Source organism: Rhodanobacter sp. 7MK24, from assembly GCF_014842995.1.
Lineage (GTDB): Bacteria > Pseudomonadota > Gammaproteobacteria > Xanthomonadales > Rhodanobacteraceae > Rhodanobacter_A.
On the sequence record NZ_JACYXL010000003.1, the window covers coordinates 147,554 to 170,161 of the forward strand.

The window sequence follows — 22,608 nt, forward strand, 5'->3', positions numbered from 1 at the left end:
AGACGAAAGCTGGGCAGAATCTGCGGATGCCGACAGCTCCGCCCCCCATGGAAGACATCCAGCCCGGCCTGATGGTCGTGCACGGCAACCGCCTGGAGGACCTGCGCGACCTGCTGGTCGAATGGCTGGCGCGTGCGCCACTGGCACCGCTGGAAGACGAGCTGATGCTGGTGCAGAGCAACGGCATCGCGCAGTGGTTGAAACTGGCGCTGGCGCGCCCGCGCGACGCGGGCGGCATGGGCATCAGCGCGGCGGTGGACATGCAGTTGCCCGGCCGCTTCCTGTGGCGCGCGTATCGCGCCGTGCTGGGCCGCGAGGCGGTGCCGGCGGATTCGCCGTTCGACAAGTCGCGCCTCGCCTGGCGCCTGATGCGCCTGCTGCCCGCGCAGCTTGGCGATGAAGCCTTCGCGCCCTTGCGCCAGTTCCTCGGCGAGGGCCACGTCGATCCGGCCAGGCTGTTCCAGCTCGCGCAGCAGGTCGCCGACCTGTTCGACCAGTACCAGGTCTATCGCGCCGACTGGCTGGACGACTGGGAACATGGCCGCGACGTGCTGCGCGACGACCCGCGCGGACAACGCCTGCCGCTGCCCGCCACGCAGCGCTGGCAGGCGCAACTGTGGCGCGCACTGCTGCACGACGTGGGCGCCGCGCAGCGCGGCAGCCATCGTGCCGCCATGCATCGCGCCTTCCTCGCGCGCATCGCCACGCTGGAGGCGCGCCCTGTCGCCTTGCCGCGGCGCATCGTGGTGTTCGGCATTTCCTCGCTGCCACAGCAGACATTGGAAGCCCTCACCGCGTTGGGCCGCGTGTGCCAGGTGTTCTTGCTGGTCACCAATCCGTGCCGGCACTACTGGGCCGACATCATCGAGGATCGCGAACTGCTCAAGGCCGAGCGGCATCGCCAGGTGGCCAAGCCCGGATCACCGGAAATGCCGCAGTACGAGGAACTGCATCTGCACGCCAATCCGCTGCTCGCCGCCTGGGGCAAGCAGGGCCGTGACTACATCCGCCTGCTCGACGGCTTCGACGCGCCGGAGATCTACCGCGCGCGCTTCGCCGCGTTGAACCGCGACATTGACCTGTTCACCGAACCGGGCCGCGACAACCTGCTGCACCAGGTGCAGCAGGCCATCCTCGATCTCGAGCCACTGCCCGCCGATCCTGCGCAACGCCAGCCATGGAGAGACGACGACGAGTCGCTGCGCTTCCACGTGGTACACAACCCGCAGCGCGAAGTGGAGGTCCTGCACGACGAATTGCTGGCGCTGTTCGAGCGCACCGCGCGCCAAGGCCGGCCGCTGGCGCCGCGCGACGTGATGGTGATGGTGCCGGACATCCAGACCTACGCGCCGCACATCCAGGCCGTGTTCGGCCGCATTCCGCCCGACGATCCGCGCTACCTGCCGTGCAGCATCGCCGACCGCCCCGCGCGCGGCAGCGCCCCGCTGCTGGTGGCGCTGGAGCAGCTGCTGCGCCTGCCCGAATCGCGTTTCGCCGCAGGCGACATCCTGGATCTGCTTGACGTACCCGCACTGCGCCGCCGCCTCCATCTGGACGAGGCCGACCTGCCCGTGCTGCGCCGCTGGATCGAAGGCGCCGGCATCCGCTGGGGTCTGGACGGCGCGCAAAAGGAAAGCCTCGGCCTACCGCCCGAAGAGCAGAACAGCTGGCGCTTCGGCCTGCGCCGCATGCTGCTGGGTTATGCGGTGGGCGACGGCCCATCGCTACATGGCATTGCACCCTACGCCGAAGTCGGCGGCCTCGACGCCGCGCTGGTCGGCCCGCTCGCCATGCTGCTGGAGCGGCTGGAACATTGGTGGCGCCTGTTCGTCATGCCGGCCACGCCCGCGCACTGGATCGAACGCTTGCGCAACCTCCTTGCGGACATGTTTGACGCCGGGCGAGACGATGACGACGCACTCGTGTTGCAGCGACTGGACGATGCGCTTTCCGCGTGGGAACAGTCCTGCGCCGAGGCCGGCTTCGACGGTACGCTGCCGCTCGCCGTAGTGCGCGAGCACTGGCTGGCCGCCATCGACGAAAGCCGCCTGTCGCAACGCTTCCTCGGCGGTGCGGTGAGCTTCGGCACCCTGCTGCCGATGCGCGCGATTCCGTTCCGCGTGGTCTGCCTGCTCGGCATGAACGACGGCGACTACCCGCGCCGCACGAACGCACCGGATTTCGACTTGATGGCCACGCCCGGCCAGCAACGCCCCGGTGACCGCTCGCGCCGCGAGGACGACCGCTACCTGTTCCTGGAAGCTCTGCTCTCCGCCCGCGACACCCTGTACGTGAGCTGGGTAGGCAAGAGCGCGCGCGACAACAGCGAGCTGCCACCCTCGGTGCTGGTGGGCCAGCTGCGCGATTACCTCGCCGCCGGCTGGCAAAAAAGGGGGCAGAGTCGCCTTTCGAGCGAGGCAATCGAATCAGAAACAGACCCGTCATCGAAAGGCGACCCTGCCCCCCTTTTTGCCCTCACCACCGACTATCCACTGCAAGCCTTCAGTCCCAGCTATTTCGACGCTGCCAGCGACGCACGCCTGTTCACCTACGCCGCCGAGTGGCAGCGCGCGCGGCAGCCACGCCGCGAGACCGAAGCCATCCCGCTCGCGCCGTGGCCGCGCGAAACACCCTTGAATCTTGCCCTGCTGCAAGGCTTCCTCCGCTCACCGGCCAAGCTCTTCTACGCTGAGCGCCTGGGCGTGCATTTCGCCGGCGACGAGGATGCCGACACGGACAACGAGCCCTTCGCCCTTGGCCCGCTGGAAAACCATCAGCTCACCGACGCCCTGCTGCGCACCGCCATCCACGCCGGCGACGCCGCGCTGGCGCCGGCCGCACAACGCCTGCACGAACAGGGCGAGCTGCCGCCGGGCAGTTTCGGCGCACTGACGCTGGCACCGATGGAAGCCGCCGCGAGGCGCGCCGCCACACGCTGGCACGCGCTGGACGCCCACTATCCACGCATCGGTGAAAGTCACGCGCTGCACGGCGCGGCGCACGGGCTGAGCATCGAGGACACGCTGGACGATTTACGCACGGACGACGACGGCGGCCACGTTTGCCTCGTGGCCACGGCGAGCCAGCTCATGCCGGACAAGAAGCTGCGCCACGACAAGCTGCTGGCCTATTGGGCGACGCACTTGCTGGTGAACGCCAATGCGCTGTCCACCACTACCCACATCGTGGCGCCCGATGCCATGGTGCAACTGCGCCCGCTGGATACCGCCGACGCGAAGCGCCATCTCGACGCGCTGCTCGCTGCGTTCGCCGCCGGCCTGCGCGCGCCGCTGCCGCTCGCGCGCAAGACCGCCTTCGCCTGGCTGCAGGTCGAGGCGGCAAACGCAAAAGCCCCGCCGGACAAACAGAAGTCCGCCGCCGCCCTCGCAGACGCAGCCGTTGCGGTCGCCAGCAAGCGCTACGACCACAGCGACGGCGAGCACGGCCGCGGCGAAGTGGACGAGGAGCCCGCCCTCGCCCGCAGCTGGCCCGACTTCGCCGCCCTGCATGCCGCCGGCTTCGAAGACTGGCTACACCTGTACCGCCCCCTGCTCGACGCCGCGTGCGTCGTGGACGGTGCCGCATGAGCAGCACGCAAGCGCTCGACCCGCTGCGCCTGCCGCTGGCCGGCACCCAGCTCATCGAAGCCAGCGCCGGCACCGGCAAGACCTGGACGATCGCCGCGCTGTACCTGCGCCTGGTGCTGGGCCACGGCGGCGGCACGCCGCTGTTGCCCGCACAGATCTTGGTGATGACCTTCACCAAGGCTGCCACCGCCGAGCTGCGCGAGCGCATCCGCACCCGGCTCGCGGACGCGGCCGAAGCCTTCCGTGGCAAGCGCCCCCCCGACGACTTCCTCACCACGTTGATCGCCGACTACCCCGACGCCGAGCAGCGCGCCCGCGCCGCACGCCAGCTCGAACTGGCCGCGCAATGGATGGACGAGGCCGCGGTGTTCACCATCCACGGCTGGTGCCAGCGCATGCTCAGTCAGCACGCCTTCGCCAGCGGTGAGGCGGCCGCCAGCGACGAAGTAACCGACGAAGCCGAACTGCTGGCCGAAGCGGTGCGCGACTACTGGCGCGGCCATGTGTTCACGCTGGGTCGCGAAGCGGCCGCCGTGTTCCTCGGCGCATGGAAGACCCCGGCGGATCTGCAAAAGGCGCTCGCGCCCCTGCTGCCCCACGCGGGTCGCCTGCAGCTGGGCGGCCAGCCGCTGCCCGCGCCGCGCGCGCCGAAGGACCTGCTCGACGCCCCCGCCGCCGCGCTGCACGAGGCCGAGGCCACGGGCCGCCAAACCTGGCTGGCCGCTGTCGATGCGATCGAGGCCATGCTGCTCACCGCTTCGGAAACCAAGGTGCTCAAGGGCAACCTGGTCGTACCGAAAAACCTTCCCGGCCACCTCGCCACCATGCGCGCGTGGGCCCAGGGCAACGAACTCGACGACGACACCTTGGCTCGCTTCACGCAACCGCGCCTGGTCGAGTGCACTGCCAAGGACAGGCAAGCTCCTTCGCATCCTGCCTTTGCCGCGCTGGAGCACTTGCAAGCTCGCCGGGCCGAAACCTCGGCGCTTCCCCCGCTGCTGCTTGCCCACGCCGCACCATGGGTGGCTCAGCACATGGACGAAGCCCGCCGCCGGCTGGCCCAGCTCGGCTACGACGACATGCTGAAGCGACTGGACGCCGCCCTGCACGGCGCGACTGGCGATGCGCTGGCACAGCTGATCGCCACGCAATACCCAGTGGCCCTGGTCGATGAGTTCCAGGATACCGACCCGTTGCAGTGGCGCATCCTGCAACGCTGCTACGTGGGTGTCGAAGGCAAAGCGCTGCTGCTGATTGGCGACCCCAAGCAGGCCATCTACGGTTTTCGCGGCGCCGACATCCACACCTACCTCGTCGCGCGCGAGCAAGCCAACGAACCGCACTGGACGTTGGGCACCAACCACCGCTCCACCAAAGCACTGGTCAAGGCCGTCAATCGGGTCTTCCTGTTTGCCGACCAATACGACGACGGCGCCTTCGGCTTCGGCAAGGCGCTGCCCTTCATCGCGGTGGACGCCAAGGGCCGCAAGGAGCAACTGCAGCTCGATGGCGGAAACCTGCCCGCCATGCAAATGGCCGTCCATACACCCACACCGACACTCAGCTCGGGCGTCTGGCGCGAGACCATGGCCGAACACGCCGCGGCGCAGCTGGTGGCGTGGCTGGCCGCCGCGCAGCAAGGCCGCTGCGGCTTCGCGGACGAGGACGGCCAGCTCAGCCCGCTGCAACCCGGCGATATCGCCATCCTGGTGCGCGACAGGCACGACGCCGCAGCGATGCGCACGGCGCTGCACGCGCGCGGCCTCGCCCACGTGTATCTCTCGGACAACCAGTCCGTCTACGCCAGCACCGAGGCCGCGGAACTGCTCGCGTGGCTGGCCGCCTGCGCCCAGCCCGGCAACGATCGCGCCATGCGTGCCGCGCTGGCCACGCCGTGCATGGGGCAGAGCGTGGCCGAACTGGAGCGCCTGAACACCGACGAGGCGCACTGGGAAACCTGCGGCGAACACTTCCGCCAATTGCACGCGCTGTGGCAGCGCCATGGGGTGCTGGCGATGCTGCACGAACTGCTGCACCGCTTCGGTGTACCGGCGCGTCTGCTTGCCCGTGTCGACGGCGAGCGCGCGCTCACCAATCTCCTGCACCTGGCCGAACTGCTGCAGCAGGCCGCTACCGGGTTGGACGGCGAACACGCGCTGATCCGTCACCTCGCCGCACAGATCGCCAACCCCGTCGGCGGCGAGGCCGCCGAGGAACAGATCGTGCGGCTGGAGAGCGAGGCCGCGCTGATCAAGATCGTCACCATCCACAAATCCAAGGGTCTGGAATACCCCGTGGTGCTGCTGCCCTTCGTCTGCGGCTTCCGCGAAACCAGCGACAAGAAACCGCTGCTGTGGCACGACATGCACGGCGCGGCGCACTTCGACCTGCGCCCCGATGCCGAGGCCTGGAAGCAGGCCGAGGCCGAACGCCTGCAGGAAGATCTGCGCCTGCTCTACGTGGCGCTCACCCGCGCCCGCCATCTGTGCTGGCTGGGCGTGGCCTGCCTGAAGAACGGCAACGGCAAGGCGTCGGAACTGCACAAATCCGCCTTCGGCTACGTGCTGGCCGGCGGCCAGCCCATCGAGCCCGCGGAGCTGCGCACGCGCGTCGACCAGCTCGCCGAAGGCCAGCCGGCCATCGTCGTTGCCGAACTGCCCGAGCAGGGCGACACGCAGCGCTACCTGCCCCAAGGCAACGCGACACAGCCGCGCGATGCGCGCCGTTGCAGGCTGACTTCGCACACGCCGTGGTGGATTGCCAGCTACAGCGCGCTGGCCCAGCACGACGAGGCCACGCCGCATGCCGCACCGGAAACCGCCGCCCAATCCACGCTGGCCGAAACCGCGCACGCGGACGCCGCTGCCGATGCCACCCCTGCCGCGCAAGGCATCCACGCCTTCGACCGCGGCGCTGCGCCCGGCACCTTCCTGCATGAGTTGCTGGAGCACTGCGCCGAGGAGGGCTTCGCCCGCGCAGCCGCGCCCTCGCCGTTGCTGCTGGAAACCATCGCGCGGCGCTGTCAGGCCCACAACTGGAAACGCTGGATCGCGCCCTTGAGCACCTGGTTGCCCACCCTGCTGCGCACGCCCCTGCCGCTGTCCAGCGGCGATGCGATGCCGCTGGCCGCGCTCACCGATCCGCAACGCTACCGCGCCGAACTGGAGTTCTGGTTCGAGGCCAGGCACGTGCAGGCGCAGGCACTGGATCAGTTCGTCACGACGCACACCCTGGCCGGCGCGCCGCGGCCCGCCATCGCGCCCAAGCTGGTCAATGGCATGCTCAAGGGCTTCATCGACCTGGTGTTCGAGCACGAGGGCCGCTGGTACGTAGCCGACTACAAGTCCAACTGGCTGGGCCGCGACGCCGGGGCCTACACCGTGGAGGCCATGCGCGAATCGGTGCTGCAAAGCCGTTACGACCTGCAATACGCGATCTACACGCTGGCCCTGCACCGCCAGCTCAAGGCACGCCTGCCCGGCTATGACTACGAGCGCCACATGGGTGGCGTGCTCTACCTCTATCTGCGCGGCGTGGATGGCGATGGCCATGGCGTGCACCGCGAGCGCCTGCCGTTCGAGCTGGTCGATGCGCTGGACAAGCTGTTTGCCAGGGGGGACATCGCGCATGCGGCATGAGCACCTATCCGCCCTGCTCGACCGCGCGCTGGAACAACAGCGCCTGCGCCCGCTGGACGTGGCCTTCGCGCATTTCCTCGCCGAACGCGATGCGCAAATCGCCCCCGCGCTGCTGTGGCTGGCCGCCATGCTGAGCCGGCAACTGGCCGACGGCCACCTCTGCCTGGACCTCGAACTGCTGCCCTCGCTGGCGCAGGAACAGGACTGGCCCGAAGACTGGCGCGTACTCGCAGACGCGTTGCGCGATGGCGACACCATGCACCTGCCAGCCTCACCCTTGCTTGCAGCGACCAGCAACGGCACGCCCATTGACGCACCGCTGGTGCTGGACGGTACGCGGCTTTACCTGCGTCGCTACTGGAACCACGAGCGCAACGTGGCCCAAGGCATCCTTGATCGCGTGACGCGCGACGAAGCACCCGCCGCACATTTCGCCGATGAACTCGCGCGACTGTTCCCTGATGCCACATCGCACGACTGGCAGCGCATCGCCTGCGCACTCGCCGCGCGCGGTGCCTTCGGCGTGATCACCGGTGGTCCCGGCACCGGCAAGACCACCACCGTGGTGCGCCTGCTCGGCCTGTTGCAGACGCTGCACTTGCGGGGACACGCGCAACCACTGCGCATCCGCCTCGCCGCGCCCACCGGCAAAGCTGCGGCGCGACTCAATGCCTCGATCTCCGGACAACTCGAGCGGTTGGCCGTGGACGATGCCGCGCGTGCGGCGATCCCCGCCGAAGTACTCACCCTGCATCGCCTGCTGGGCGCGCGGCCGGACACACGCCGCTACCGCCACGACCGCCGCAACCCGCTGCACCTGGATGTGCTAGTGATCGACGAAGCCTCGATGGTCGACCTGGAAATGCTGGCCGCCGTGCTCGACGCGCTGCCGGCGTCGGCGCGGCTGATCCTGCTCGGCGACAAGGACCAGCTCTCCTCGGTGGAAGCCGGCGCAGTGCTCGGCGATCTGTGCCGACGCGCGGAAGCCGGCCACTACGACGACGCCACCGTGCAATGGATCGCCAACACCACCGGCGACGACATTGCCGCCTTCGTGCAGACCGATGCGCAGCCGCTGGACCAGCGCATCGCGATGCTGCGCGAAAGCCATCGCTTCGGCGCGACCAGCGGCATCGGCCGATTGGCGCAGGCGGTGAACACGGGAGATGCACGCGCCGCGCTGGCACTTCTGCAAACACCTGCGCCGGATCTCGCGTGGGAGCCGTATGGCGACGCCGGCACACTGACGACGCTGGCCGTCGACGGCTCGGTCTCGCCACACGACAATGTCGGCGGCTATCGCCACTACCTCGAATGGCTAAGCGCGCATCGCCCGGCGGCCCATGCCGGCGAAGCGGCGCACGCGGACTGGGCCCGCGGCGTGCTGCAAGCATTCAACCGCTTCCAATTGCTGTGCGCGCTGCGCCGCGGACCACACGGCGCGGAAGGGCTGAACCGGCAACTCGCTGCCGCGCTGCGCGCACGCGGCCTGATCGACGGCGGCCATGCCCTCGACAATCCGGGCTGGTACGAAGGTCGCCCGGTGCTGCTCACCCGCAACGACTACAGCCTCGGCCTGATGAACGGCGATGTGGGCGTGTGCCTGCGCCTGCCCGTCGCCGACGGCAGCGGCGGCACGCGCCTGGCGGTTGCCTTTCTCGCCGCCGACACGAACCACGAAGACGGCACGCGGCTGCGCTTCGTCTCGCCCTCGCGATTGTCGGACGCGGAAACCGCGTGGGCATTGACCGTGCACAAGTCGCAGGGCTCGGAGTTCGAACACGCGGCCCTGCTGCTGCCGCACGATCCGGACGGCTCCGCGTTCAACAGCATGCTCGGCCGCGAACTGCTCTACACCGCCATCACCCGCGCCCGCCATCGCTTCAGCCTGGTCGGGAGCGCCGCCATCGTCGAACAGACCATCGCCCGCCGCACCCGGCGCCACTCCGGCCTGGCCGCGCGGCTTGCGCCCCACCCGGCCGCCCCGTAAAATCCGCGATTCAACATCGCCGGAATAGCTCAGTTGGTAGAGCGGCGCATTCGTAATGCGTAGGTCGCAGGTTCGACTCCTGTTTCCGGCACCATTGAACAAGCAAAAGGCCCGCAGCGATGCGGGCCTTTTGTGTCTGGCGGAGCGGATCAGCCCGCTGCCTGTCCGCCCGCCGACAGGCGCAGTTCCTTGGGCAGGGCGAAGGTGATGGTTTCCGGTTCGCCGTCCAGCTCGCGCACTGCGCCCGCCCCCCAGGATTGCAGGCGGGCGATCACGTCGCGCACCAGTTTCTCGGGGGCGGAGGCGCCCGCGGTGAGACCGATGCGCTGCACGCCTTCCAGCCACGAGCGCTCGATGTATTCGGCGCCATCGATCAGGTGGGCGCGCACGCCCTGCTTTTCGGCAAGCTCGCGCAGGCGGTTGGAGTTGGAGCTGTTGACCGAACCCACCACCAGCATCAGATCCACCGCGTCGGCAAGGCGGCGCACGGCATCCTGGCGGTTTTGCGTGGCGTAGCAGATGTCGTCCTTGCGCGGGCCTTCGATGTCGGCGAACTTCAGGCGCAGCGCTTCGATGATCGCCTTGGTGTCGTCCACCGACAGCGTGGTCTGGGTGACGTAGGACAGCAGGTGCGGGAACTTCGGCACGAGCGCGGCGACATCCTCCACCGATTCCACCAGCAGGATCTCGCCGCTATTGGTCGGGTTCCACTGGCCCATGGTGCCTTCCACCTCGGGATGGCCGGCGTGGCCGATCAGCACCACGCTGCGCCCCACGCGACCCAGCCGCGCCACTTCCATGTGCACCTTGGTGACCAGCGGACAGGTGGCGTCGAACACCTTGAGATCGCGCTGTTCGGCCTCCTCGCGCACCGCCTGCGACACGCCGTGGGCACTGAAGATCACCGTGGCGCCATCGGGCACCTCGTGCAGTTCTTCCACGAATACGGCGCCGTCGTGGCGCAACTTGTCCACCACGTAGCGGTTGTGCACCACCTCGTGGCGCACGTAGATCGGCGCGCCGTAGGACTCCAGCGCGCGTTCTACGATGGCAATGGCGCGGTCGACGCCGGCGCAGAAACCGCGGGGATTGGCGAGCAGGATGTCCATGGAAGCACCGGCAGGAGAGATAGCCGTAGGAGCGCACCCTGTGCACGATTGCGTTGCGCCCTGATCGAAGCGAAAGCATTCGCGCACAGGGTGCGCTCCTGCAGGCGGATGACGATTATCGCACGCCGTCCTGCCCCTTGCCCCCGAACAGGCCGAACGCCACCAGCATCACCGCACCCACGGTGATGCCGCAGTCGGCGATGTTGAACACGGGGTAGTGCCAGTCGCGGAAGTACACGTCGATGAAGTCGGTGACCTGGGCCGCATGCAGGCGGTCGATCAGGTTGCCGATGGCGCCGCCGACGATCAGCGAGAGCGGCAGCGCAGTGCGCCAGTCGCGTCGCGCGGTGCGCGCGAGCCAGGCCACCAGCACGGCGCTGATGACCAGCGCCAGCGCCACGAACAGCCAGCGCTGCCAGCCGCCGGCCCAGGTGAGGAAGCTGAATGCCGCGCCGCGGTTGTAGATCAGCGTCCAGTTGAGGAAGCCGGGAATCACCGGGTGCGGCACGCCGGCAGGCTGCAAGGCGGCCAGCACCCACCATTTGCTGAGCTGGTCGAGGGCGATGACCAGGGCGGAAAGCAGCAGCCAGGGGAGTGCGTTGGGTTTGACGGTCATGATCGCGATCTGGTTGGTTTTGCTCCCTCTCCCCTTTGGGGAGAGGGCTGGGGGTGAGGGGTCAATCTTGCTGTGAGGCTAAATCGGAGCATGTGTCAGGAGGGATTTCCGCGAGCACCCGCCCCTCACCTCGATCCTCTCCCCGAAGGGGAGAGGAGGAAAAGCAAAGCATCAGAACCAGCGGCGCGTCTCGCCCGGCCCTTCCACATTGCTCACGCAGCGACTGCAGAGTTCCGGGTGATCGGCGTGGCTGCCCACGTCGTCGCGGCGGTGCCAGCAGCGTACGCACTTGGCGGCCTCACTGACGCTGGCCGAGACCCAGGCCTTGGCGCCATCCAGTTCCACGGCCTCCGCGCCGGCGGGTTGGGCTTCGGCGGCCACGAGGCTCGCGTCGGAAGTGATGAAGAAGAAACGCAGTTCGTCCAGCGCCGGCGCATAGCGCGCCACCGTGGCGGCGTCGGCGTGGATCGCCAGCCTCGCCTCCAGCGCCGCGCCGATCTGCTCGGCCTTGCGCATGCCTTCGAGCACGCGCGCGGCGCCGTCGCGCACCGCCAGCAGGTCGCTCCACCAGCGCCGCTGTTCCGGCGAAGCCTGCGTTGCTACCAGGCCTTCGTACCAGGTCTCCAGCAGCACGCTTTCGCCGCGTTCGCCCGGCAGCGCCTGCCAGATTTCCTCGGCGGTGAAGGCCAGGATCGGCGCCAGCCAGCGCACCAGCGCCTCGGCGATGCGGTACATCGCGCTCTGCGCGCTGCGCCGGCCGTGGCTGTCGGTGGGCATGGTGTAGAGGCGGTCCTTGGTGATGTCCAGGTACAGCGCACCCATCTCGTTGGTGCAGAAGTTCTGCACGCGCGCCACCACCTCGGGGAAGTCGTAGCGCTCGTAGGCGGCGGCCACCGCTTGTTGCACGTCGTAGGCCTGCTGCACGGCCCACTGGTCGAGCAGCAAGCTGTCTTCCACCGTCACCAGGTGCTTCGCCGGATCGAAGCCGTCGAGGTTGCCGAGCAGGAAGCGCGCGGTGTTGCGCAGGCGGCGGTAGCCATCCGACACGCGCTTGAGGATCTCGTCGGAGACGCTCATCTCGTTGCGGTAGTCGGCCGAGGCCACCCACAGGCGCAGCACGTCGGCGCCCAGCGTATCCATCACCTTCTGCGGCGCCACCACGTTGCCCAGCGACTTGGACATCTTGCGGCCCGAGGCGTCCACGGTGAAGCCATGGGTGAGCACGTCGTCGTAGGGCGCGCGGCCATGGATCGCCGCCGAAGTGAGCAGCGAGGACTGGAACCAGCCGCGGTGCTGGTCGGAACCTTCGAGGTACATCACCTTGTACTGCGACGCGCTGCCCTGCTGCAGCTCGGGACGCTGGCCGATCACGCCGAAGTGGGTGACGCCGGAGTCGAACCACACGTCCAGCACGTCGGTGACCTTGTCGTAGTCCTTCGCCTGGTCACCCAGCAAGTCGGCGGAATCGAGGTCGTACCACGCGTCGATGCCGCCCTGCTCCATGCGCTTGGCCACTTGTTCCATCAGCGCCACGGAATCGGGATGCGGCTCCTGCGTCGCCTTGTGCACGAACAACGCGATCGGCACGCCCCAGGTGCGCTGGCGGCTGATGCACCAGTCGGGACGTCCGGCCACCATGCCGGCGATACGCTCCTCGCCCCAGCCCGGCACCCAGCGCACGTCCTTGATCGACTTCAGCGCGGTGGCACGCAGCCCGGCCTGTTCCATGCCGATGAACCACTGCGGCGTGGCGCGGAAGATCACCGGCGTCTTGTGGCGCCAGCAGTTCGGATAGCTGTGCTCGATCTTCGCGTAAGCCAGCAGCACGCCGCGCGCGCGCAACAGCTCGACGATGGCGTCGTTGGCCTTCCACACGTGCATGCCGGCCAGGTCCAGATCGCCGGCCTTCGGCGTGTCGTCGCGGTAGGTGCCGCGCGCGCCGATGTAGTTGAGCAGGCCGATGCCGTTCTCGCGGCCGACCACGAAATCCTCCACGCCATGGTCGGGCGAGGTGTGCACCGCGCCGGTGCCGTCCTCGGCGCTGACATGGTCGCCGAGAATCACCGGCACGACGCGCTCGTAGAACGGATGCTGCAGCTTCGTGCCATTGAGCGCGGCACCGCTGGCATGGCCGAGCACCGTGGGCGACTCTACGCCGTAGCGCGCCAGCGCCTTCTCCACCAGCGCAGCGGCGATCACCAGCAGCACGCGCTTGCCGTTGCGCGCGGGGCCATCGACCAGCGCGTACTCCAGCTCCGCGCCCAGCGACACGGCCTGGCTTTCCGGCAACGTCCACGGCGTGGTGGTCCAGATCGGCACGGCGACAACGGCATCGCCAGCGTCCACGCCGAACTTCGCAGCCAGCTCTTTAGGATCGACCGCGTCGTAGGCCACGTCCACCGCCGGCGAGACCTTGTCGCCGTATTCGATCTCCGCCTCGGCCAGCGCCGAGCCGCAATCGAAGCACCAGTACACCGGCTTGGCGCCGCGTACCACGTGGCCGTTGGCGACGATGCGCGACAAGGCGCGCACCATGTCGGCCTCGTACTTGAAGTCCATCGTGCGGTACGGGTTTTCCCAGTCGCCCAGCACGCCCAGGCGCTTGAAGCCGGCACGCTGGGTGTCGATCTGTTCGGCGGCGTATTCGCGGCACTTCTGGCGGAACGCGCGCGCGTCGAGCTTCTCGCCCGGCTTGCCGTGCTGCTTCTCCACCGCGATCTCGATCGGCAGCCCGTGGCAGTCCCAGCCCGGCACATAAGGCGCGCGGTGTCCGGCGAGCAGCTTGGAGCGCACCACCATGTCCTTGAGGATCTTGTTGACCGCGTGTCCGATGTGGATCGCGCCGTTCGCGTAGGGCGGCCCGTCATGCAGCACGAAGGCCTTGTCGCGCCCTGCCGTGGCCTGCTGGATCCGCGCGTAGCGGCCGCCTGTCTCCCAGCCGGCCAGCCAGCCCGGCTCGCGCTTGGGCAGGTCGCCGCGCATCGGGAAATCCGTCTGCGGCAGGTTGATCGTGCTCTTGTAATCGGTGCTCATCGCTTCGGGTGCCTCTCGGTTCCCGCCCCGGAGCCGGCCGGCCCGAGGCGCTATCGTGCCGCCCGCCGCGCGCGGCGGCAGGCGCTCGCGCTGCGGGCGGATGCCTTCAAATAATAATGATCGCCGCGACTGCGCTGGCGCGCTCGCGCATGGAATGCGGCAGGTTGGGCTTGCAGGTGCTCATGCGCGGGCCAGTACCGGATTCATGCCCAGGATTTCCCGGGCCGAGTGCGCATCATGATTCATCTGCGCCTTCAGTGCATCCAGGTCCTGGAATTTCTGTTCGTCGCGCAGCTTGGCGACGAACTCCACTGCAATGCGCCGGCCGTACAGGTCGCCCTCGAAATCGAACAGGTGGGTTTCCAGCAGCGGCCGGCTGACCTGGTTCACCGTGGGGCGCACGCCCAGGCTGGCCACGCCCGGCCAGCTGCATTCGCCCTCGCCCAACCCCACGCGCACGGCGAAGATGCCCTGCACCGGGCTGACCCGCTCGCGCAGATGCACGTTGGCCGTTGGGAAACCCAGCGTACGACCAAGCTGGTTGCCGTATTCCACCTTGCCCTCGATCACGAACGGGCGACCGAGCAGCGCAGCAGCAGCAGCGAAATCGCCTGCGCCCAGCAATTGGCGCACCCGGCTGGCGGAGACGCGGGCGCCATCCAGCAGGATCGACGGCATCACGCAGCCGGCGAACCCGGCCTTTTCGCCCAGTTCGCGCAGCAAGGCCACATCGCCGCCACGCTTGTGTCCGAAGCGGAAGTCCGCGCCCACCCATACTTCTTTGGCTGCCAGGCGTTCGACCAATACGCGCTGCACGAAGTCCCTGGCGGACATGGCGGCCAGCTCGGCATTGAAGCGCAGCATGTGCACCTGTTCGAAATCCGCCGCCGCAAAGCCGAGCAGTTTTTCACGCACGCTGGAAAGGCGTGGCACAGGTTCGGATGAGAAATAGGTCCGCGGCAGCGGCTCGAACGTCACCACCGCCGAGGCGCAGCCCAGAGATCGTGCACGGCGCTGCACTTGTGCAAACAAGGCCTGGTGCCCGCGATGCAGCCCGTCGAACGCGCCTATGGCCACCACGCTGCCGTTGGGTGCAAGGCATGGGCCGGCTATATCGCGGGAAAGTTTCGTCATAGCACCAGTATATCGGGCTGCCTCCGATCACGCCGCTAATTGGCATGGCTTCGATGAAAAGTGCAGGCAGGGTGGCCTGCCGCCTGCGTCTTCGCGACCGCGGAAAACTGCATCCAAAAAAGCGCGGCCATGGATATCCGCCTGCCAATCTTCGCCCGCGAGGGGTCACATTCAAACCGCCCGCAGGTCCCGCATCCTCAAGCCGGCAGCAAACAGCGTCGCGACGTAGGCCGCTCCGCCCGCCGCCACCAGCACGGCAAGGCGCCAGACGCGGGTGAAGGTGGCGGCATGGTCCCAGTCCGGCCACAGCCAGCGGCCTGCCGCCAGCACCAGCACCATCGCGGCACAGGCCAGCGCCAGCCGTGCCCAGTGGCGCAGCCAGCCCGGCTGGCGCTGGTACACGCCGGTGCGCTTCAGCCAATGCCACAGCAGCACGAAGTTGAGGTAGCTGGACAGCGAGCTGGCGATACCCAGTCCCAGGTGCAGCCCCGGCACCTGCGCGATCCCGGCCAGCCAGCCCACCTGCCGCGCCGCCGGCGTCGCCCACATTTCGAACAGCATCGCGATGAAGACGCCGTTGAACAGCATGTTCATCACCATCGCTGCCACGCCGGCGCGCACCGGGGTCCTGGTGTCCTGCCGCGCATAGAACGCCGGAAGCAGCACCTTCACCAGCGCGAAGGCCGGCAAGCCGCAGCACAGCGCGAGGATGGACAGCGTGGACATGTGCGTATCGAAGGCATTGAAACGACCATGCTGGAACAACGTGCTCACGATGGGCTCGCTCAGCAGCAGCAGCGCGCACATCGCCGGCACCGAGATCAACAAGGTGAGCCGCAGCCCCCAGTCCAGCGCCCGCGAAAAACCCTCGCGATCCGTATTCACGTGATGGCGCGACAGCGACGGCAATACCACCGAGCCCAGCGCCACACCGAACACGCCTAGCGGCAGTTCGAGGAAACGCGTGGACAGCGACAACCAGCTCTGCGACCCGGTGATCAGCAGCGAGGCGATCACCGTATCCAGCAGCAGGTTGATCTGCGCCACCGATGAGCCGAACAACGTAGGCACCATCAGCTTGAGGATGCGCCTCACCTCCGGATGGCTCCAGCCCCAGCGCGGCCACACCAACAGGTCGAGTTTGCGCAGCGACGGCAGCAGGAACAGCAATTGCAGCACGCCCGCCACCAGCACCGCCCAGCCCATCGCCATGATCGGCACGGCGAGGTGCTTCGACAGCCACAGCGCGCCCACGATCATGCACACGTTGAGGATCACCGGCGCCAGCGCCGGGAGGGCGAAGCGGTGGAAGCTGTTGAGCACGCCCCCTGCCAGCGCGGTCAGTGAGACGAACAGCAGGAAGGGAAACGTCAGCCGCAAAAGGTCGATGGTGAGGTCGAACTTGTGCGGCTGGTCCAGCGCGCCCGGCTCGAACACCGTGGCCACCTGCGGCGCGAAGATCAGCCCCAACGCGGTAACCACCAGCAGCACCGCGCCCAGCGTGCCGGAAACACGCGACATCAGGCGCTGCAGGTCCTCGTGCGTACCCTTTTCCTTCACCTCGGTGAACACCGGCACGAAAGCCGTGGAGAAGGAGCCTTCGGCAAACAGCCGGCGCATGAAGTTGGGAATGCGGAACGCCACCCAGAACGCGTCGGTGACCGCATTGGCGCCGAACACCACGTTGAGCGACATATCCCGGACCAGTCCGAGCACGCGCGATATCATCGTCATGCTGCTGAACGAGAGCAGCCCGCGGAACATGCTGGGGGACTTCATCCGGTAGGGAATCCTGGATAGTGCGGGCAATGGGCGCACAGTCTGCCAGCCGTCGCGGGCAAGATCATCGGTGGATCATGGCCGAATGCGGGCGCCCCTATCCGTTGCTGCCTAAATGCTTGACGCGTGGGCGAATCACCCGCATAATTTCCCTCTTTCTCCAACCTGCAACCCGCGATTCGGGAGTTTTACCTTGGCCAACATCAAGTCCGCGAAGAAGCGTGCGCGCCAGTCCGAGCAGCGCCGCCTGCGCAACATCAGCGCCCGTTCCATGGTGCGCACCGCGCTGAAGAAGGTCGTCAAGGCCATCGAGGCCAAGGACAAGGCTGCGGCCGTGGAAGCTTTCGCCGCTGCCCAGCCAGTGATGGATCGCTACGCTTCGCGTGGCCTGATCCACAAGAACAAGGCCGCTCGCCACAAGAGCCGCCTGAACGCGAAGATCCACGAGCTGGCGTAAGCCGCTCGCTTCGCACGTCACGAAAAAAGCCGGCTGATGCCGGCTTTTTTTGCAGCCACCGACCTTGCCGGCTGCCTTTCAGGCCATCCCTGGCACATAGTCAAAATCGCTTCAGGCGACTTTTGCCCGTGAGTGACCACCTTGCGGGTCAGCGTGTATCCGCCTCGGCCATGCTCCACCAGCAAGCCAGCAGCGACATGCCGGTCGCCGCCAACAACAGCGCCACCGCCGGTGCCGACCACTCGCCACGCAGCCAATCGCGCAGGCCGTCACCCAGCAAGGGCGAGCGCAGCAAGCTCAACCCGCCAGCCCCTACCCCGGCCAGGACTCCGCTCCACAACGGCCATGCGATGCGGCGCCTATGTGGTGGCAGTCGCTGCATCAGCTTCTCGCTGAAGCCCTCGTCTGGCACGGGCCCATCGAAGCTCCTACGCAGCAATGCATCGAGTTCATCGTCAGATGTGTGGCTCATGATGTCCGCTCCTCACCGATGGTTTCCTGCCAGGCCGAGAGCCAGGCCTTGAGTTTCGTCTTGCCGCGCAGCGCATGGGTCTTCACGGTACCCAACGGCATCGCCAGCACATAGGCTGCCTCTTCGTGACTGAGGCCGAGCTGCACGCAATGCAGCAGTACCGCCTGCTCGCCGGCTGAGAGGCGCTGCATTGCGCGCTCGATATCCAGTTGCAAGTCGACCGTCTGCCGCGATGCCGGGAACCGCTCGAGTTCGCCTTCGCCAGTTTCGTCGACGGTCCATGACCGCTTGCGCAGTGCCTGCAGAAAACAGCTGTAGGCGATGCGATAGAGCCAGGTGGAGAAGCGCGATTCGCCACGGAACTGGTCCAGCTTGCGCCACGCGAGCAGGAAGCTTTCCTGCGCCAGATCGTCGGCCGCCGCCTCGTCGCCGTGCAGCAGCCGGCGCAGCTGGGCGCGCACCATGCCCTGATGGCGGCGCACCAGCTGCTCGAACGCCCTGCGGTCCTGGTCCAGCAGGGCACGCGCCACCAGGGCCTGGTCGACGCGTGCCTCGGCATCGCCGTCAGCCATGCCGGCTGTCGCGCCGGTTCAACCACCAACTGGCGAGATAGCCCAGGCCGGTCATCAGGGGCAGCAGGCCCAGCCCCCACAAGCTGCCGATGCTGCGGCCGTCGTCGAGCTGGCCAGGCAAGGCGAGCAGCATCGCCATCAGCCCGAGGCCGATGCCGATCAGCACCAGCGCACGGCGTCGTTCGCAATAGGCCACCTGCGGCTCCACCAGCAGTTGCGGCGGCAGCTCCACGCCCTTGTCGGCCAATTGCATCAAGGCGCGGTAGCGCGCCTGTGTCTGCAGATAGCGGTAACGCAGCAGGATCAGGACGATGAGGACCGGGGCCGACATCACCACGAAGGGAATGAAAAGGAATTCCATGGGCTTGCTCCAGAAGATGTATCGGGCCGTGCGGCTTTGATGACGGTTGATTGGACGACGCGCTTTCCGGAACTCAGTTCTTCGCGCCTTCGGCGGCAAGCAGATCGGCAATCTGCTCGGCCAGCAACCAATGTTGCGAGGGCCCTTCGTTGCTGGTCAGGGCCACGGCCGCGCTGGTTTCCGAAATCATCTCCAGGTCTGCCGTGGTGCCTTCGATGCCGCCCTGGTGGCCGCGGATGTGACGGCCGTGCGAGAGGCGTTCGTCGATGCCGGCGCCAATGGCACCGGGGCCGCCTTCATTCGGCACTTCGCCGTCGAACATCTTCGCCAGCGTGGCGGGCTTGAGCAGCTTGCCGCCGTGCAGGGCCGCGGCGAACCGCAACAGGTCGGCATTGGTGGAATAACCGCCACCGGCGGGACTGCCCTTGTAGACGCCCAGCACCCAGTTGGCCTTCCACTTGCGAGAGAACACCCCGTCGTCGTGGTAGTAGCCGACCGCCAGCCCGGGCACGATCTCGTCTTCGCTGTCGAAGCCGCTGGATGTCATATGTGCGGGCTCGAAGATGTGATGCTGGATATAGTCGAAATAGCTTTCGCCGGAGGCGTTCTCGATGATGCGGCCGAGCAGGACGTAGCCGGCGTTGCTGTAGCTCAGCCCCTTGTCCGGTTCGCCCACCTTGGGCTGACGGGCGATCAGACCCAGGTAGTCCGCCGGGTTGACGTAGCGCTGGGCGTGCTCGAAATAGTCCGGCACCATGAAATCGCCCAGGCCCGAAGTGTGGTGCAGCAGTTCCCACACGGTGATCTTCTTCGCCGTCGCCTGATCGGGATACTCCGGCACCCGCTTCGCCAGCGTGTCGTCCCATGACAGCTTGCCGGCCTCGACCAGTTGCGCGATGGCGACCGCGGTGAACATCTTGCCGACCGAGCCGACATGGAACTTCGTCTGGTGATCGACCGGCACGTTGAAGCTGCGGTCGGCCTGCCCGCGGCATTCGTCGAATACGGTCTCGCCGCCATCGAGTACGGTCACGCAACCGGAGAAATCGGACACGCTCACCAGCCGGTCCAGCACGGCGTGTATCTGTTTCCCCAGCTCCGCATGCGACACCGGTCCCTTGGGCCAGTCGGCGTAAAGCGGATTGTCCATCCCGACCAGGTGCACCTGCGCGAACCGGTCGGGATGCGCCGGATCGACGACCAGCCAGAACAGACCGGCTTGCGCATTGCGTCGTCCCTTGACCGCGACTTCGAGCAATCCCGGCTGATGCGGATCCGTACGCACGTCGAACACGTCCACGCCGCCTTCGTCGCGCACGGCCGAAACCAGACCAGCAATGAAGTCCGTCTTGTCGTCGGGGTCGACGGACGCCGACAAGATGCTGGAAGCCCAGTGCCGGATCTGCGCCGGATTGTCGGTATCGATATGCCGGACCAGCGTGCCGGCGAGCTTTCCGACGGGCGTGTCTGGCAGTGTGGGGTTCATCGTCTGGGTCGCCGCCATGGCTACGGGCATGCCTGCCGCGGAGGCTAGAACGAAGGCCAGCAAACGCCTCCGTACCTTGGGCAAGCGGGCATGGATGGGTCGGTTCCTCATTGCGCTCTCCTGATCGGTATCCTGTCCGCACAAGCGCGGATGTCGAAGGCTTGGATGCAAAGAACCGGGCGATTGGATTCAATGCGCCACTGGCGCCCGCAGCGGGGAATGGAATAATCGGCACGACCACCCGCCGGAGCCGACATGCCGCCGATCCCGATCCATCCCATAGAGCTCCTGATCCGTCCCATTGAGCCGCGCGACGACGCCGCGGTTGCAGCGATCATCCGCGCGGTGATGCCCGAGTTCGGCGCCGACGGCCCCGGCTTCGCGATCCACGACGCCGAGGTGGACGCGATGAGCGCGGCCTACGCGCAACCGCACTGCAGCTACTTCGTGGTCGAGCGCGACGGCAGGGTGATCGGCGGCGGCGGCATCGCGCCGCTGGTGAACGGCGAAGCGGACGTGTGCGAGCTGCGCAAGATGTACTTCCTGCCGGAGGCGCGCGGCATCGGCGCTGGCGCGGCGATGATGCAGCGCTGCCTCGACGCGGCGCGCACGCACGGCTTCCGCCGTTGCTACCTGGAAACGCTCACCGGCATGGATGCGGCACAGGCGCTCTACGCGAAGTCCGGCTTCACTCCGCTGTGCGCGCCGATGGGCGGCACCGGGCACTTCAGTTGCGACCGTTTCTTCATACGCGAGCTTTGAGGCAGGCCATGGCGAACCACGATCCGCGCATCGACGCCTACATCGCCAAGTCCGCCGAGTTCGCCCGACCCATCCTCGAATACCTGCGTGCGGTGGTGCATTCGGCCTGCCCGGAAATCGAGGAAGCGATCAAGTGGGGCATGCCGTTCTTCGTCTATCGCGATGCCCCGCTATGCATGATGGCCTCGTTCAAGCAGCACTGCGGCTTCGGCTTCTGGTTGAGCAAGCAGGTCACGGGCAGCGACGCGGAAGACGGCATGGGCCAGTTCGGCAAACTCGCCTCGACGAAGGATTTGCCTGCGAAGAAAACGCTGATCGCCCTGATCGGCAAGGCGATGGCGTTGAACGAAGCAGGCGTGAAGTCGGCGCGTGCCAAAGCGGGCACCAAACCGCCGCTCACACCGCCCGAGGATTTCATTGCCCTGCTCGCCCAGCGCAAGCACGCCGCCGCCCGCAAGACCTGGGAAGCTTTTCCGGATGGCTGCAAACGCGAGTACATCGCCTGGATCGTCGAGGCGAAAACCGACGCCACCCGCCAGAAACGCCTCGCCACCACACTGGAGTGGCTGGCCGAAGGCAAGCGTCGCAACTGGAAATACGAGAAATGAGGACCGCCGTCCGATGATCCGCGTTGCACACGAAGCAGACGCCGCCGCCATCCACGCGATCTACGCGCCGCACGTCACCGATGGCATGGCCACGTTCGAAACCGTGCTGCCCGGCGTGGACGCGATGCGCGAACGCGTGCGCGCACGATTGCCGCACTACCCGTGGCTGGTATGGGAAGAAGGCGGCGAAGTACTGGCCTATGCCTATGCCTACCGTTTCCGCGAGCGCGCGGCTTACGACTGGATCGCCGAGACCTCGATCTACGTGCATGCCGACGCGCAGGGTCGCGGCATTGCACGCCGACTCTACGGCTGCCTGTTCGATGCGATGCGCCTGCAGGGCCTTACGCAGGCCGTGGGCGTCATCACCTTGCCCGGCACGGCCAGCGTGGCGTTGCACGAAGCGATGGGCTTCGCGCCGGCTGGCGTGTGGCGACAGAGCGGCTGGAAACTGGGCCGCTGGTGGGACGTGGGCGTGTGGCAGAAGGAGTTGCAGGCGGCGACGATTCCACCGCCGTCGCCCACGCCATTCGCCGCCCTGGTTTCAACCGCCGCGCTTGCGCACGTCATGGAGTCGGCCTGAAGTCTCCTGCCGATGCCATGGCATCGACAGGAGATCGAATGACATCAGTGGCCGGCCGTCGCCGCGATGATGCTGGCAATCACGCCTGTGGTGACCGCCACCAGCAGGAAGTCGCCGTTGTCGCTGCGTACCCAGTGATAGCCGCGCGGTGGCGGGCGCAGATGGGCGCTGTGCCAATCGGATACCACGTATTGCCGACCGCGATACGAGGGCGGCAGGTGACCGCCCCTTTTGTACCAGCCCTCGTGGCGTCCCTGGTCATACATGCCGTGAAAGTGCTGCGGGCCATGACCCGGCGGCGGATAGCCTTGACCGGGTGGCCCGTACTGCTGGGCGACAGCGGCGCCGGCCGAAGCCAGCAGGGAACCGCTCAACACGATGACGCCAATAAGCTTCTTCATGGAATCCTCCTCGGTCAATT

General features: G+C 67.4%; 17 protein-coding genes and 1 tRNA gene. 8 read left to right on the forward strand and 10 right to left on the reverse strand.

Annotated features, from left to right (window positions below; all coding sequences use genetic code 11):
* Positions 1 to 47 precede the first annotated feature (47 nt).
* The 4 genes from recC (at position 48) to IHE49_RS07285 (ending at position 9,309) form a co-directional block, all read left to right on the forward strand.
* Positions 48 to 3,587 (forward strand): exodeoxyribonuclease V subunit gamma, encoded by a 3,540-nt coding sequence (gene recC, locus IHE49_RS07270; protein ID WP_192156365.1) that lies wholly within the window; start codon positions 48 to 50, stop codon positions 3,585 to 3,587.
* Entirely contained in the window at positions 3,584 to 7,225 is a 3,642-nt protein-coding gene (gene recB, locus IHE49_RS07275; protein WP_192156366.1) for an exodeoxyribonuclease V subunit beta, read from the forward strand. The genes recC and recB overlap by 4 nt, the downstream gene beginning before the upstream one ends.
* The gene (gene recD, locus IHE49_RS07280) at positions 7,215 to 9,215 is read left to right on the forward strand and encodes an exodeoxyribonuclease V subunit alpha (protein WP_192156367.1); all 2,001 of its coding nucleotides are present in this window, start codon (positions 7,215 to 7,217) and stop codon (positions 9,213 to 9,215) included. Before recB ends, recD begins: the two co-directional genes overlap by 11 nt.
* Positions 9,216 to 9,233: 18 nt before the next feature.
* Positions 9,234 to 9,309, forward strand: a tRNA-Thr gene (locus IHE49_RS07285).
* Between the two features lie 55 nt (positions 9,310 to 9,364).
* On the opposite strand, the gene ispH is transcribed toward IHE49_RS07285, so the two are convergent.
* From ispH to murJ, 5 genes are all read right to left on the reverse strand, one after another.
* On the reverse strand, positions 9,365 to 10,324 hold the full coding sequence (ispH, locus tag IHE49_RS07290; protein WP_192156368.1) for a 4-hydroxy-3-methylbut-2-enyl diphosphate reductase: 960 nt from the start codon (positions 10,322 to 10,324) through the stop codon (positions 9,365 to 9,367).
* Between the two features lie 115 nt (positions 10,325 to 10,439).
* Positions 10,440 to 10,940 (reverse strand): signal peptidase II, encoded by a 501-nt coding sequence (gene lspA / locus IHE49_RS07295; protein WP_192156370.1) that lies wholly within the window; start codon positions 10,938 to 10,940, stop codon positions 10,440 to 10,442.
* A 171-nt stretch (positions 10,941 to 11,111) separates the two neighbouring features.
* On the reverse strand, positions 11,112 to 13,973 hold the full coding sequence (ileS, locus tag IHE49_RS07300; RefSeq protein WP_192156372.1) for an isoleucine--tRNA ligase: 2,862 nt from the start codon (positions 13,971 to 13,973) through the stop codon (positions 11,112 to 11,114).
* 180 nt (positions 13,974 to 14,153) lie between these two features.
* Positions 14,154 to 15,107: a bifunctional riboflavin kinase/FAD synthetase gene (locus IHE49_RS07305; RefSeq protein WP_192156374.1), complete on the reverse strand. Its 954-nt coding sequence runs from the start codon at positions 15,105 to 15,107 to the stop codon at positions 14,154 to 14,156.
* A gap of 171 nt (positions 15,108 to 15,278) precedes the next feature.
* Positions 15,279 to 16,886, reverse strand: coding sequence for a murein biosynthesis integral membrane protein MurJ (gene murJ, locus IHE49_RS07310; protein WP_225578267.1), 1,608 nt, complete (start codon positions 16,884 to 16,886; stop codon positions 15,279 to 15,281).
* Between the two features lie 193 nt (positions 16,887 to 17,079).
* On the opposite strand from murJ, the gene rpsT reads away from it, so the two are divergent.
* A complete protein-coding gene (gene rpsT, locus IHE49_RS07315; protein ID WP_192105491.1) occupies positions 17,080 to 17,343 on the forward strand; it encodes a 30S ribosomal protein S20 in 264 nt (87 codons plus the stop codon).
* 148 nt (positions 17,344 to 17,491) lie between these two features.
* On the opposite strand, the gene IHE49_RS07320 is transcribed toward rpsT, so the two are convergent.
* From IHE49_RS07320 to IHE49_RS07335, 4 genes are all read right to left on the reverse strand, one after another.
* On the reverse strand, positions 17,492 to 17,815 hold the full coding sequence (locus IHE49_RS07320) for a hypothetical protein (protein WP_192156376.1): 324 nt from the start codon (positions 17,813 to 17,815) through the stop codon (positions 17,492 to 17,494).
* On the reverse strand, positions 17,812 to 18,387 hold the full coding sequence (locus tag IHE49_RS07325; RefSeq protein ID WP_192156378.1) for an RNA polymerase sigma factor: 576 nt from the start codon (positions 18,385 to 18,387) through the stop codon (positions 17,812 to 17,814). The genes IHE49_RS07320 and IHE49_RS07325 overlap by 4 nt, the downstream gene beginning before the upstream one ends.
* Positions 18,380 to 18,748 carry a DUF6249 domain-containing protein gene (locus tag IHE49_RS07330; protein WP_192156380.1) on the reverse strand — a complete coding sequence of 123 codons (369 nt, stop codon included), beginning with the start codon at positions 18,746 to 18,748 and terminating at the stop codon, positions 18,380 to 18,382. Before IHE49_RS07330 ends, IHE49_RS07325 begins: the two co-directional genes overlap by 8 nt.
* Before the next feature lie 73 nt (positions 18,749 to 18,821).
* The gene (locus tag IHE49_RS07335) at positions 18,822 to 20,345 is read right to left on the reverse strand and encodes a serine hydrolase domain-containing protein (protein ID WP_225578268.1); all 1,524 of its coding nucleotides are present in this window, start codon (positions 20,343 to 20,345) and stop codon (positions 18,822 to 18,824) included.
* 144 nt (positions 20,346 to 20,489) lie between these two features.
* On the opposite strand from IHE49_RS07335, the gene IHE49_RS07340 reads away from it, so the two are divergent.
* Genes IHE49_RS07340 through IHE49_RS07350 form a run of 3 tightly spaced genes read left to right on the forward strand, consistent with a single transcriptional unit; the run spans position 20,490 to position 22,187 of the window.
* Positions 20,490 to 20,996, forward strand: coding sequence for a GNAT family N-acetyltransferase (locus tag IHE49_RS07340; protein ID WP_192156381.1), 507 nt, complete (start codon positions 20,490 to 20,492; stop codon positions 20,994 to 20,996).
* A gap of 8 nt (positions 20,997 to 21,004) precedes the next feature.
* Positions 21,005 to 21,604, forward strand: coding sequence for a YdeI/OmpD-associated family protein (locus IHE49_RS07345; RefSeq protein WP_192156382.1), 600 nt, complete (start codon positions 21,005 to 21,007; stop codon positions 21,602 to 21,604).
* A gap of 13 nt (positions 21,605 to 21,617) precedes the next feature.
* A complete protein-coding gene (locus tag IHE49_RS07350; RefSeq protein WP_192156383.1) occupies positions 21,618 to 22,187 on the forward strand; it encodes a GNAT family N-acetyltransferase in 570 nt (189 codons plus the stop codon).
* Between the two features lie 44 nt (positions 22,188 to 22,231).
* Here the strand turns inward: IHE49_RS07350 and IHE49_RS07355 are convergent, their stop codons facing one another.
* On the reverse strand, positions 22,232 to 22,588 hold the full coding sequence (locus IHE49_RS07355) for an RcnB family protein (protein WP_192156384.1): 357 nt from the start codon (positions 22,586 to 22,588) through the stop codon (positions 22,232 to 22,234).
* Positions 22,589 to 22,608 lie beyond the last annotated feature (20 nt).

Excerpts from the sequence above, each read along its gene's own strand:
- IHE49_RS07340 (WP_192156381.1), top strand. The coding sequence starts at position 20,490 with ATGCCGCCGATCCCGATCCATCCCATAGAGCTCCTGATCCGTCCCATT.
- IHE49_RS07345 (WP_192156382.1), top strand. The coding sequence starts at position 21,005 with ATGGCGAACCACGATCCGCGCATCGACGCCTACATCGCCAAGTCCGCC.
- IHE49_RS07330 (WP_192156380.1), bottom strand. The coding sequence starts at position 18,748 with ATGGAATTCCTTTTCATTCCCTTCGTGGTGATGTCGGCCCCGGTCCTC.
- recB (WP_192156366.1), top strand. The coding sequence starts at position 3,584 with ATGAGCAGCACGCAAGCGCTCGACCCGCTGCGCCTGCCGCTGGCCGGC.
- recC (WP_192156365.1), top strand. The coding sequence starts at position 48 with ATGGAAGACATCCAGCCCGGCCTGATGGTCGTGCACGGCAACCGCCTG.
- IHE49_RS07355 (WP_192156384.1), bottom strand. The coding sequence starts at position 22,588 with ATGAAGAAGCTTATTGGCGTCATCGTGTTGAGCGGTTCCCTGCTGGCT.
- IHE49_RS07335 (WP_225578268.1), bottom strand. The coding sequence starts at position 20,345 with ATGAGGAACCGACCCATCCATGCCCGCTTGCCCAAGGTACGGAGGCGT.
- IHE49_RS07350 (WP_192156383.1), top strand. The coding sequence starts at position 21,618 with ATGATCCGCGTTGCACACGAAGCAGACGCCGCCGCCATCCACGCGATC.
- murJ (WP_225578267.1), bottom strand. The coding sequence starts at position 16,886 with ATGAAGTCCCCCAGCATGTTCCGCGGGCTGCTCTCGTTCAGCAGCATG.
- ispH (WP_192156368.1), bottom strand. The coding sequence starts at position 10,324 with ATGGACATCCTGCTCGCCAATCCCCGCGGTTTCTGCGCCGGCGTCGAC.
- IHE49_RS07325 (WP_192156378.1), bottom strand. The coding sequence starts at position 18,387 with ATGGCTGACGGCGATGCCGAGGCACGCGTCGACCAGGCCCTGGTGGCG.
- lspA (WP_192156370.1), bottom strand. The coding sequence starts at position 10,940 with ATGACCGTCAAACCCAACGCACTCCCCTGGCTGCTGCTTTCCGCCCTG.
- ileS (WP_192156372.1), bottom strand. The coding sequence starts at position 13,973 with ATGAGCACCGATTACAAGAGCACGATCAACCTGCCGCAGACGGATTTC.
- IHE49_RS07305 (WP_192156374.1), bottom strand. The coding sequence starts at position 15,107 with ATGACGAAACTTTCCCGCGATATAGCCGGCCCATGCCTTGCACCCAAC.
- recD (WP_192156367.1), top strand. The coding sequence starts at position 7,215 with ATGCGGCATGAGCACCTATCCGCCCTGCTCGACCGCGCGCTGGAACAA.
- IHE49_RS07320 (WP_192156376.1), bottom strand. The coding sequence starts at position 17,815 with ATGAGCCACACATCTGACGATGAACTCGATGCATTGCTGCGTAGGAGC.